Below are 11,794 nucleotides of genomic sequence, written 5' to 3' on the forward strand. Positions count from 1 at the left end.
CGCGCGGGGGGCGCGCGACGCGGGGGGGGCTAACTGACCCGGCCGCCACCGCGGGCGCGCCCCGCCGGTCGCCCGGCGGGGCGCTCCGTGGATCGGTGTTCGGACGAGGTCATGCCCTGGCGCGGGAACCGGTCACCATGCGGTAGATGCCGAGCACGATCAGCGAGCCGAGGATGGCGAGCAGCCAGGTGCTCAGGTCGAAGAACGTGTTGATGTCGGTCCCGAAGATGGCCCGGCCGATGAAACCGCCGATGATGGCGCCGACAATGCCGAGCAACATCGTGATGATGATGCCGCCGGGGTCCCGACCAGGCATGATGGCCTTGGCGATGGCACCCGCGATGAGGCCGAGGACGATCCAACCCAAGATGCCCACGGGGGCTCTCCTTCCTGAAGGCCGCGACGGGCGGATCCGTCGGGCGCTTGATCGAGGAATGCCCACGTTCGTGTGAAGCCACGCCCTCGTTACCGTTCCGTTATCGAAGTACCGCTGTGCGGGCTATCGGGGCGGTTCGGGAACAATGGTGGGTGATGAGCACACCACGCACGGTCCTGGTCCTCGGTTCCACCGGGTCGATCGGCACCCAGGCCCTCGACGTGATCTCGGCCAACCGCGACCGGTTCACCGCGGTCGGCCTGGCCGCCGGCGGCGCCGACCCGGCCACCATCGCCGCGCAGGCCCTGGAGCACGGCGTCCAGGCCGTGGCCGTGGCGCGGGCCACCGCGGTCGAGGACGTCACGCTCGCCCTCTACGCCGAGGCCCAGCGGCGCGGCTACCCGTCCGGCGCGTTCAAGCTGCCCCGCATCCTCGCCGGGCCGACCGCCATGACGGACCTGGTCGACTCCACGCCCGCGGACGTGGTGCTCAACGGCATCACCGGGTCCATCGGCCTCGCGCCCACGCTGCACGCCCTGGAGTCCGGCGCGACGCTCGCCCTGGCCAACAAGGAGTCGCTGATCGCGGGCGGCCCGCTGGTGCTCAAGGCGGCGAAGCCCGGCCAGATCGTGCCGGTCGACTCCGAGCACTCCGCGCTCGCCCAGTGCCTGCGCGGCGGGCGGGCCGACGAGGTCGCGAGGCTGGTGCTCACCGCCTCCGGCGGCCCGTTCCGCGGCCGCACCCGCGCCGACCTGGCGGACGTCACCGCGCGTGAGGCCATGGCGCACCCGACGTGGTCGATGGGCCCGGTCATCACCATCAACTCCTCCACCCTGGTCAACAAGGGGCTGGAGCTGATCGAGGCGCACCTGCTGTTCGGCGTGCCCTACGACCGCATCGACGTGGTCGTGCACCCGCAGTCGGTGGTGCACTCGATGGTCGCCTTCACCGACGGCTCCACGCTCGCCCAGGCCAGCCCGCCCGACATGCGGCTGCCGATCGCGCTGGCCCTCGGCTGGCCGGACCGCGTCCCCGGCGCCGCCGCCGCGTGTACCTTCGACGTCGCGACGGCGTGGACGTTCGAGCCGCTGGACGACGAGACGTTCCCGGCGGTGCGGCTGGCCAGGCAGGCGGGTTCCGGCGGCGGCTGCCTCCCGGCGGTCTACAACGCGGCGAACGAGGAAGCGGTCGCGGTGTTCCTCGACGGCGGCACGTCGTTCACCTCCATCGTGGACACTGTCGAACGGGTGCTCGCGGAGGCGGACGGCTGGGCGCACGAGCCGGCCGACGTCGCCGAGGTGCTCGCGGCGGAGCATTGGGCCCGGACGCGGGCGCGGGAACTCGTGGCCACTTCGGTGGGGTCTGGAAGGGACTGACGTGCTCGTTTTCCTGGGCATTCTGCTGTTCGCCCTGCTCATCGGCATCTCGATCGCGTTGCACGAGCTGGGCCACCTGGCCACCGCGAAGATGTTCGGGATGAAGGTGACCCGGTACTTCATCGGGTTCGGGCCGCGCATCTGGTCGTTCCGCCGCGGCGAGACCGAGTACGGCGTCAAGGCCATCCCGGCGGGCGGGTTCTGCGAGATCACCGGCATGACCGCGCTGGAGGAGGTCGCGCCCGAGGACCGGCACCGCGCGTTCAACCGGCAGAAGACCTGGAAGCGGGTGGTGGTCCTCTCCGCGGGCTCCATCACGCACTTCATCGTCGGGTTCGTCATCCTGTACTTCATGGCCTTCACGATGGGCATCCCGAACCTCCGGGACAGCGCCGTGATCGCCGAGGTCGCCCCGTGCGTGCAGAGCAGCACCAGCACCCAGGACGAGTGCGCGCCCGGTGCGCCCGCCCCGGCCAGGGACGCGGGCTTCCAGCCCGGCGACGAGATCGTGTCCGTGGCCGGCACGCCCACCCCGACCTGGGCGAACGTGCTGGAGAAGACCCGCGAGCGGTCCGGCCCGACCGAGTTCGGGGTGCTCCGCGACGGCCGGGAGCTGACCCTCACCGCCGACGTGGCCCGGGTCGAGCGGGAGCTGGAGCGCAAGGACGGCACCCGCTACAAGACCGAGATCGGCGCGATCGGCGTCATCCAGCAGCGCAACTTCGAGTACAACGCGTTCACCGCGCTCGGCGGCGCGACGTCGTTCACCGGCACGATGTTCGAGAACACCTGGCGCGGTCTGATCAACTTCCCGAAGAAGATCCCGGCCGTGATCGAGGCCATCGGCGGCGGCGAGCGCGACATCGACAGCCCGGTCAGCGTGGTCGGCGCGAGCCGGCTCGGCGGCGAGGCGGTCGACCGGGGCCTGTGGCAGCTGTTCTGGCTGATGCTCGCCGGCCTCAACTTCTTCGTCGGTGTGTTCAACCTCCTGCCGCTGCTGCCGCTTGACGGTGGTCACATCGCCGTCAACCTCTACGAGCGGGTGCGAAACTGGATCCGGAAGCTGCGCGGCCTGCCCGACGGCGCTCCGGTCAACTACCTGCGGCTGCTGCCGCTGACCTACTTCGTGATCTTCGTCGGCGGGTCGGTCACGTTGTTGACGATCACCGCGGACATCGTCAACCCCATCAAGCTCTTCCAGTGAGAGGTGCCAGTACATGAGTGACGGCGTCATGCTCGGTCTCCCGGCGATGCCTCCTCCGGTGTTGTCGGAACGGCGCAAGACCCGCCAGCTCATGGTGGGGTCGGTGGGCGTCGGCAGCGAGTTCCCGGTGTCCGTGCAGTCGATGACCACCACCGTGACCGCCGACGTCAACGCGACGTTGCAGCAGATCGCGGAGCTGACCGCGGCCGGCTGCGACATCGTGCGGGTGGCGTGCCCGTCGCAGGACGACGCGGACGCGCTGGCCGCGATCGCGAAGAAGTCGCAGATCCCGGTGATCGCGGACATCCACTTCCAGCCGAAGTACGTGTTCGCGGCGATCGAGGCCGGGTGCGCGGCGGTGCGGGTCAACCCGGGCAACATCAAGAAGTTCGACGACAAGGTGCGCGAGATCGCGGCGGCGGCGCGCGACCACGGCACGCCCATCCGCATCGGCGTCAACGCCGGCTCGCTGGACCCGCGGCTGCTCGCCAAGTACGGCAAGGCCACGCCGGAGGCGCTGGCCGAGTCGGCGCTGTGGGAGGCGTCGCTGTTCGCCGAGCACGACTTCCACGACCTGAAGATCTCGGTCAAGCACAACGACCCGGTCGTGATGATCCGGGCCTACGAGCTGCTGGCCGAGCAGTGCGACTACCCGCTGCACCTGGGCGTGACCGAGGCCGGTCCGGCGTTCCAGGGCACGATCAAGTCCGCGGTCGCGTTCGGCGCGCTGCTGCGGCAGGGCATCGGCGACACGATCCGGGTCTCGCTGTCCGCGCCCCCGGTCGAGGAGGTCAAGGTCGGGCACCAGATCCTCCAGTCGCTCAACCTGCGCCCGCGCAAGCTGGAGATCGTGTCGTGCCCGTCGTGCGGCCGGGCCCAGGTGGACGTCTACACCCTCGCGGACCAGGTCACGGCCGGTCTGGAGGGCATGGAGGTGCCGCTGCGGGTCGCCGTGATGGGCTGCGTGGTGAACGGGCCGGGCGAGGCGCGCGAGGCGGACCTGGGCGTGGCGTCCGGCAACGGCAAGGGTCAGATCTTCGTGAAGGGCAAGGTCGTCAAGACCGTGCCGGAGCACCAGATCGTGGAGACCCTGATCGAGGAGGCCATGCGCATCGCCGAGGAGATGGGCGAGACGGTCGAAGGCGGCGAACCGGTCGTGACGGTCGGCTGAGCGGGTGGCGGACGCGCGGGTAACGCCGTGCATCTGGCAGGCTTGGACGCGTGCTGAGGTTGGCTGGCGCGCGCTTGCTCGACGAGCGGGACCTGCCCGAGGTCCTGGCCGTGCTCGCGGCCGACCCGGTGGCGTCCTGCATGGTCGCCGCACGGGTCGAGGTCGCGGGCCTGGACCCGTGGCGGCTCGGCGGTGAGGTGTGGGCGTACGACCACCGGTCGCTGCGCGGCAGCCGGGTCGACGCGCTGTGCTTCGCCGGGCCCAACCTGATCCCGCTGCGGGGTGACGGGCCCGCGTTGCGCAGCTTCGCCGACCGGGCCCGCCGCCGGGGCCGCATGTGCTCCTCGCTGGTCGGGCCCGCCGAGCAGGTCCTCGGGCTGTGGGAGGAGCTGGCCCCGGACTGGGGCCCGGCCCGCGAGGTGCGCGCCGACCAGCCGTTGATGGCGCTGGGCGGCAGCCCGTCGATCCCGCTGGACCCGCTGGTGCGGCCCGTGCGGCCGGACGAGCTGGACCGGTACCTGCCGGCCGCCATCGCGATGTTCATCGAGGAGGTCGGCGTCGACCCGTGCGCCGAGGACGGCGGCGCGTCCTACCGGGCCCGGGTGGCCGAGCTGATCGCGGGCGGGCGGGCGTTCGCCCGGTTCGAGGGCGGCGACGTGGTGTTCAAGGCCGAGATCGGGGCCATGTCGGCGCGGGTCGGGCAGATCCAGGGCGTGTGGGTGCGGCCGGACCGGCGTGGCCGCGGCATCGGCGCGGCGGGCACCGCGGCGGTGGCCGAACGCCTGGTCAAGGGCCTGGGCCGGACCGCGTCGCTGTACGTCAACTCCTACAACGACGTGGCCAGGGCCGCCTACCGCAAGATCGGGTTTTCCCAGGTCGGCCAGTACGCCACCGTCCTGTTCTGACGGGGGCGCGGGCGGGCGGCCCACGGCCGCGCCGGTGCCACCGGGCATACTCGGCCCCGTGATCGCGCGCACGCCTGCCCCGTCCCGGCTGGTCCTGTCCGTGGTGGTCCTGCTGCTCGTCAGCGGCTGCGGCCTGTTCTCGTCGCGGCCCGGACCGGAGCAGGTGGCGGGCGACTTCCTGGCCAAGCTCGCCGCGGGCGACGTCGACGGCGCGGCCGGGCTGACCGACGACCCGGACGGCGCGAAGGGGCTGCTGGGCAAGGTCCGCGAGGCGCTCAAGCCCTCCGGCCTGGACGCGAAGGTCGAGCAGGTGCGCTCCGACGGCGGCTCGGACACCGCCGAGGCGACCGCCCGGCTGGACTGGCGGTTCGGGCCCGACCAGGCGTGGGGCTACGAGACGAAGTTCGAGCTGCGGCGCGCGGAGGACGACTGGAAGGTGCACTGGGCGCCCAAGGTCGTGCACCCGAAGCTCGCCGTGCAGCAGACGCTGGGCGTGGCCGAGGTGAAGGCCCCGATGGCGCCCGTGCTGGACCGGGAGGGCACGCCGCTGCTCGCGCCGGAGCAGGTCGTGTCGATCCTGCTCGACGCCAAGGGCGCGGGCGACGTGAACGCGGTGGCGGACGCGCTGGCCGCGGCCCTGTCGCCCATCGACGCGGCGATCACGCGGCAGTCGATCCTGGACGGGGCGTCGAAGGTGCCCGCCGGGCAGGTCTACCAGGTGGCCGCGCTGCGCGACGCCGACTACCAGACCGTGAAACCGCAGATCTACGAGCTGCCGGGGGTGCGGTTCACCACGCAGACGAGCCTGCTCGCGCCGTCGCGGACGTTCGGCTCGCAGGTGCTGCCCGCGATCCGCAAGGCGGTGGAGGAGGAGATCGCGGGGAAGGCCGGGCGGCGCGTCTACACGGTGAACGCGGCCGGCGACGAGGTGGAGACCCTGCACGAGCAGGCCCCGGAGCCGGCGCAGGCGGTCTCGACCACGCTGAGCCGGGCGGTGCAGACCGCGGCCGAGGACGCGCTGGAGCCGGTGCCGCAGGCGGCGATGCTGGTGGCGTTGCAGGCATCGACCGGCGAGATCCTGGCGGTGGCGCAGAACGACCCGGCCGACAAGGAGGGCGCGGTCGCGTTGACCGGCCGCTACCCGCCGGGGTCCACGTTCAAGATCGTCACGGCGGCCGCCGCGCTGGCGTCCGGGCAGGCGACGGCGGACAGCCCGCTGCCGTGCCCCGGCAAGGCGGTGATCGACGGGCGTCGGGTCGTGCCGAACGACCACGAGTTCGACAAGGGCACGATCCCGCTGCACTCGGCGTTCGCGTTCTCGTGCAACACCACGTTCGCGCAGCTCGCGGCGGGCATGGTGCCCGACGCGCTGACCGCGGCGGCGGAGGGGTTCGGCCTGGGCGTCGACTTCGAGATCCCGGCGATCACCACCATCACCGGCTCCGTGCCGCCCGCCGCCGACGTGGTCGAGCGGGCGGAGGACGGCTTCGGCCAGGGCAAGGTGCTGGCGAGCCCGTTCGGGATGGCCGTGGTGGCCGCGACGGCGGCGACGGGCCGGGCGCCGGTCCCGACGCTGCTCGAAGGCCGGGAGACGAAGGCCGACCGCACGCCGACCCCGCCCGCGCCCGCGGTGCTGGAGCCGCTGCGGGCGATGATGCGGGAAGTGGTCGAGTCCGGCACCGCGCCCCAGCTCAAGCCGTACGGGGACGTGCGGGGCAAGACCGGCACGGCGCAGTTCGGGGACGGCACGAACTCGCACGGCTGGTTCGTGGGCTACCGCGGCGACGTGGCGTTCGCCACGCTGCTGCTGGGCACGAACAGCTCCGCCCCGGCGGTCGACGCCACCGCCCGCTTCCTGGCCGCGTTGGGCTGAACGGGCGGTCGGCTGTGGCACGATGGCGCGCGTGGACCGGACGAAGGGCTGCGCGAACGGCTCATCGCGGCCGGTGAGCTGATCCCGGCCGCCGGGAGCCGGGACGAGCTGCTGATCGAGCCGCTGCCCGCGACATCCGGTCCGCCGTTGTCCGAAGTGGTGCCGGCGATGCGGGCGGAGGAGCGTTGGTGACCCGGAGCCCCGCCTGACGGACACGCGGCGCAGGTCCCGTCACGCAGAGCCGTAATCTGGAGGCATGTCCGTTCGTGCCGCCCTTGTGCCAGGCCAGTTGTCCCCGCGTCGTCCGGTGCCCGCGGGCATCGAGCGACCCGAGTACGTCGACCGGCCCGAACCCCGGCGCAACACCGACCCGTGGGTGCAGCCGCCCGAGGTGATCGAGGCCATGCGCGTCGCCGGCCGGTTGGCGGCGCAGGCGTTGCAGGAGGCCGGCAAGGTCATCGTGCCCGGCGTCACCACCGACGAGATCGACGCGGTCGCGCACGAGTTCCTGTGCGACAACGGCGCGTACCCGTCCACGCTCGGCTACCGCGGGTTCCCCAAGTCCTGCTGCACCTCGCTGAACGAGGTCATCTGCCACGGCATCCCCGACTCGACCGTGGTCCAGGACGGCGACATCGTCAACGTGGACGTCACCGCCTACATCGGCGGCGTGCACGGCGATACGAACGCCACCTTCCTGGCGGGCGACGTGAGCGAGGAGGCGCGCCTGCTGGTCGAGCGAACCCACGAGGCCACCATGCGCGCCATCAAGGCGGTGAAGCCCGGCCGGCAGCTCAACGTGGTCGGCCGCGTCATCGAGTCCTACGCCAACCGCTTCGGCTACGGCGTGGTGCGCGACTTCACCGGCCACGGCATCGGCCGCACCTTCCACAGCGGCCTGGTGGTGCTGCACTACGACGCGCCGCACGTGCCCACGATCATCGAAGAGGGCATGACGTTCACCATCGAGCCGATGATCACCCTCGGCGGCATCGAGCACGACCTGTGGGACGACGGCTGGACGGTCACCACCCGCGACAAGAGCTGGACCGCCCAGTTCGAGCACACGATCGTGGTCACCGAGGACGGCGCGGAGATCCTCACCGTCTGCTGAGCAGCGGCACCAGCGCGGCGGCCACCTCGTCGGGCGCCGTCACCGCGCCCAGGTGGTGGCTGTCCAGCTCGACCACCGGCCAGCCCAGCTCGCGCGCGGCCCGCGCGGCGGCGTCGTAGGCCGGGCTGAGCCGCAGGTAGGAGCACGCCCCGGTCCACGCCACGGTGGGCCGGGGCTCCTTCAGGAACGCCAACGGCACCTCGGGGGCCTCGGCCACGATCTCCTCCAGCAGCCGCACGTCCGGCACCATCGCCGACAGCGCCTCCGGCGCGAACCAGAGGTCCCAGCGCGGCATCAGCCCGTCCCGCGAGATCGCCTTCAGCCGGGCCATGCGCTCGGCCGGCGCGTCGTCGCGCCAGCTCCGGCCGGGGGTGGGCAGCTCGGCGTCGAGGAACACCAGGCCGCGCACCGGCGTCTCCAGCGCGTCCGCGAACGCGGGCAGCAGCGGACCCGCGCCGCTGTGCCCGACGAGCACCAGCTCGCCCTCGGGCAGCGAGTCCTCCACCGCGTCGGCGAACACCCCGATCAGCCGCTGGTGCACGGGCGCGGCGTTCACCGTGACCCGCAGGTCGAGCAGCACCACGGGGTGCCCGAGCCGGGCCAGCGCGTCCGCGAGCGGGCGCAGGCTCGCCGGTCCGAGGTAGGGGCTGTGCACCAGGACCGCGGTGGCGGGGACGTCGACCATGCCGTGGATGATGTCAGCCGCGACCGACAAAAGCCCGGGTGTCGGTTCGGCCGACGTGAGGGGGTTCTGTGCGCAGCGCGGTGCTGGTGGCCGGCACGACGTCGGACGCCGGGAAGAGCGTGCTGGCCGCCGGCCTCTGCCGGTGGCTCACCCGGCGCGGCGTGCGGACCGCCCCGTTCAAGGCGCAGAACATGTCCAACAACTCGGTGGTGACGCCGGACGGCGGCGAGATCGGCCGGGCGCAGGCCGTGCAGGCGGCCGCGTGCGGGTTGGAGCCGAGCGTGCGGTTCAACCCGGTGCTGCTCAAGCCGGGCGGTGACCGCAGCTCGCAGGTCGTCGTGCTGGGCCGGGCCGTGGGCGAGGTGTCGGCGCTGTCCTACCGCGAGCGCAAGGCCGAGCTGTTCCGGACCGTCCTGGCCACGCTGGACGGCCTGCGGGACGACTTCGAGGTGGTGGTCTGCGAGGGCGCGGGCTCGCCCGCCGAGATCAACCTGCGGGCCCACGACATCGCCAACATGGGGTTGGCGCGGGCGGCGGACCTGCCGGTGCTCGTCGTCGGCGACATCGACCGGGGCGGGGTGTTCGCGCACCTGTTCGGCACGCTCGCGCTGCTCGACCCCGCCGACCAGGCGCTGGTCGGCGGGTTCGTGGTGAACAAGTTCCGCGGCGACCCGGCGTTGCTGGAACCGGGGCTGCGGCAGTTGCGGGCCCTGACCGGGCGTCCCGTGCTCGGCGTGCTGCCGTGGCGGGAAGAGCTGTGGCTGGACGCGGAGGACTCCCTGTCGTACGCGGCGGACGGGGTGATCGGCAGGCCGGAGCCGCCGCACGGCGACCGGTGGCTGCGCGTGGCCGTCGTGCGGCTGCCGCGGATCTCCAACGCCACCGACGTGGAGGCGCTGGCCTGCGAGCCGGGTGTGTCGGTGCGGTTCGTCACCGAGCCGTCCCGGCTGGCCGACGCGGACCTCGTGGTGGTGCCCGGCTCGAAGGCGACGGTGGCGGACCTGCGCTGGTTGCGCGCCACGGGCCTGGCCGACGCGATCGCCGCGCACGGCGGGCCGGTGCTGGGCATCTGCGGCGGGTTCCAGATGCTCGGCCGGACGGTCGAGGACGCGGTGGAATCGCGCGCGGGCGTGGTGCCGGGGCTCGGCCTGCTGGACGTGGACGTGCGGTTCGAGGTGGACAAGACGCTGAACCGGCCGCGCGGGCACGCGTTCGGCGAACCCGTCACGGGCTACGAGATCCACCACGGCGTGGTCACCCGCAACGGCGAGCAGGGCCTGATCACCCTGCCGGACGGCGCGCCGGAGGGCGCGGTGCGCGGCCGGGTCGCCGGCACGCACTGGCACGGGTTGCTGGAGAACGACGGCTTCCGCCGCGCGTTCCTGCGCTGGGCCGCCGGTCACGCGGACCGGGAAGGATTCACCCCCGCGCCGGACGTCGACTTCGCCGGTCGGCGGGCCGCGCAGCTCGACCTGCTCGGCGACCTGGTCGCCGACCACCTCGACACCGACGCGGTGTGGGCGTTGTTGGAGAAGGGGTCGCCCCCGGGGCTGCCCGTCATCCCTCCCGCCGGCGCCCCGCCCGTCGCCTGACGACGTCCCACCGCGGTGCGCGTGACCGGCAAGTCGCGCGTTGGTTCACCGGCGAGCGGGAGCCGGATCGGCGACCGGCCTTCGTGACGGTCCCGCGGGCGGCTGCCCGACCGGCAAGCCGGGCGGACTACCCGCGTGGCCCGTCGAGGGCCGTGCGACGGCATCCGTGCGTGGGAGAATCCGGAGCGGTCCTGGAAGGACGACTGCTCAGCTGACCGCGGTCACGCGGAGGGACATGCGAAAGTAGGCGCACACGTCACACCTCCGCTCACGGGTAGTCACACTGTGAAGGTACCGGCGGCGCGTCCGGGGATACGTCCCCCGTTCAGGTCAACAGGCGTCACCGCCGGGCTACGAGCAGTGCGACCCCGGGCTCCACCGTCTCCTCCACCCACCCGGCCGGCCACTTCCGCCGCGCGCCCCCGGTGCGCGCCCGCGCCCCGACCAGCGACGCGTCCGTGTGCACGCCGAAGTCCGTGCCGCCCTCGAACACCGCGCCCCGGAACACCGACTCGCCGAACGCGACCCGCCGGAAGTCCGCCAGGTCGCGGAACCAGGTGTCGCGGAAGTCCGCCATGCCGGCGAACCGGGTGCCGCGGAACGTCGCCGGCCCGACGAACGTGGTGCCCGCGAACGACGCGGACCTGATCAGCGCGTGCGTCAGGGTGAGCTTGACCAGCGTCGCGTGGGACAGGTCGAGCGCGATGTCGCCCCAGAACGCCTCGGGCCGATCGGGCCGCAGGTGCGCGGCCAGCAGCGAGGTCGCCGTCTGCCGCACCTCCAGCTCCTGGAAGCGATGCGCGTCCCGCGGCCCCACCCGCGTGCGGACCCGCGCCTCCGGCGGCGGCGTGAACGGCATCCGGAGGTAGGCGCAGACCAGGTTCACGATCGTCTGCCGGTGCGCCGGGTTGTCCTGCGCCAGCCGTTCGAGCGCGTACAGCCCGGCCAACCGCACGGGAGCCTTGTCACTGCCCAACTGATCGGCGGCCTTGCCGTACAACTCGGTGACGCGCCGCTCGGTCGCATCGTGGTCCTTCTGCACCAGGTCCAACTCGGCGTACCGCTGCCGGCGCGCCGTGAGCAACAACGCCGCCGCCCCACCGGTGCCGATGACGATGCTGGAAGCCGTGCGGACCACGTCCAACCGCACCCCGTCCCGCGGCTCCCCGGAACCCAACGTGACCAGGAGGAGGACGACGGACCCGACCGCCACGACCACCAACCCGACCGCCCAGAGCACGATCGTCTTGGCCGACAGCACGCGGTGCTCCACGATCACCAGCCCATCGGAACTCCCACGACTCGTCAATCACCGAGCCGGGCGTTCCCCACCCACCCCCAACGGACCCGCCACCACCCACAACAACGGACCCTTCACCACCCACAACAACCCCACCAACCCGCCCACATCGGACCCGCCACACCACCACCGAGGCTCGATTTGACATGGGTTCGGGTGCCTTAGGCTGGACGAAGCCGGCAGGCCTGGCGGGACGCT

Annotated in this window: 10 protein-coding genes; 7 read left to right on the plus strand and 3 right to left on the minus strand. The window is 72.6% G+C overall.

Features of this window, described 5'->3' with window-relative positions:
- Positions 1–109: 109 nt before the first annotated feature.
- Positions 110–376, minus strand: coding sequence for a GlsB/YeaQ/YmgE family stress response membrane protein (locus tag ACFXGA_RS37140; RefSeq protein ID WP_378096824.1), 267 nt, complete (start codon positions 374–376; stop codon positions 110–112).
- A gap of 155 nt (positions 377–531) precedes the next feature.
- Between ACFXGA_RS37140 and dxr the strand changes: the two genes are divergently transcribed.
- From dxr to map, 6 genes are all read left to right on the plus strand, one after another.
- The gene (dxr, locus tag ACFXGA_RS37145) at positions 532–1,752 is read left to right on the plus strand and encodes a 1-deoxy-D-xylulose-5-phosphate reductoisomerase (RefSeq protein WP_378096827.1); all 1,221 of its coding nucleotides are present in this window, start codon (positions 532–534) and stop codon (positions 1,750–1,752) included.
- Position 1,753: 1 nt separating this feature from the next.
- Complete coding sequence (locus tag ACFXGA_RS37150) at positions 1,754–2,956, plus strand: M50 family metallopeptidase (RefSeq protein WP_378096830.1); 1,203 nt, start codon at positions 1,754–1,756, stop codon at positions 2,954–2,956.
- A 13-nt stretch (positions 2,957–2,969) separates the two neighbouring features.
- Complete coding sequence (ispG, locus tag ACFXGA_RS37155) at positions 2,970–4,127, plus strand: flavodoxin-dependent (E)-4-hydroxy-3-methylbut-2-enyl-diphosphate synthase (RefSeq protein ID WP_378096833.1); 1,158 nt, start codon at positions 2,970–2,972, stop codon at positions 4,125–4,127.
- A 50-nt stretch (positions 4,128–4,177) separates the two neighbouring features.
- On the plus strand, positions 4,178–5,032 hold the full coding sequence (locus tag ACFXGA_RS37160; RefSeq protein WP_378096836.1) for a GNAT family N-acetyltransferase: 855 nt from the start codon (positions 4,178–4,180) through the stop codon (positions 5,030–5,032).
- Positions 5,033–5,090: 58 nt separating this feature from the next.
- Positions 5,091–6,905, plus strand: a complete 1,815-nt coding sequence (locus ACFXGA_RS37165) for a penicillin-binding transpeptidase domain-containing protein (RefSeq protein WP_378096838.1) — start codon at positions 5,091–5,093, stop codon at positions 6,903–6,905.
- Positions 6,906–7,161: 256 nt separating this feature from the next.
- Positions 7,162–8,019 carry a type I methionyl aminopeptidase gene (gene map / locus ACFXGA_RS37170; protein WP_378096840.1) on the plus strand — a complete coding sequence of 286 codons (858 nt, stop codon included), beginning with the start codon at positions 7,162–7,164 and terminating at the stop codon, positions 8,017–8,019.
- Here the strand turns inward: map and ACFXGA_RS37175 are convergent.
- Complete coding sequence (locus ACFXGA_RS37175; RefSeq protein ID WP_378096843.1) at positions 8,006–8,704, minus strand: alpha/beta fold hydrolase; 699 nt, start codon at positions 8,702–8,704, stop codon at positions 8,006–8,008. The two genes, map and ACFXGA_RS37175, sit on opposite strands and share 14 nt — an antisense overlap.
- Positions 8,705–8,772: 68 nt before the next feature.
- Here ACFXGA_RS37175 and ACFXGA_RS37180 point away from each other — a divergent pair, with 68 nt between their 5' ends.
- The gene (locus ACFXGA_RS37180; protein WP_378096846.1) at positions 8,773–10,296 is read left to right on the plus strand and encodes a cobyric acid synthase; all 1,524 of its coding nucleotides are present in this window, start codon (positions 8,773–8,775) and stop codon (positions 10,294–10,296) included.
- Positions 10,297–10,636: 340 nt separating this feature from the next.
- Here the strand turns inward: ACFXGA_RS37180 and ACFXGA_RS37185 are convergent, their stop codons facing one another.
- Positions 10,637–11,575 (minus strand): pentapeptide repeat-containing protein, encoded by a 939-nt coding sequence (locus tag ACFXGA_RS37185; protein WP_378096849.1) that lies wholly within the window; start codon positions 11,573–11,575, stop codon positions 10,637–10,639.
- Between the last annotated feature and the right edge of the window lie 219 nt (positions 11,576–11,794).

Origin of the sequence: Actinosynnema sp. NPDC059335 (assembly GCF_042752395.1) — a bacterium.
In the GTDB taxonomy this organism is placed as follows: Bacteria; Actinomycetota; Actinomycetes; order Mycobacteriales; family Pseudonocardiaceae; genus Actinosynnema.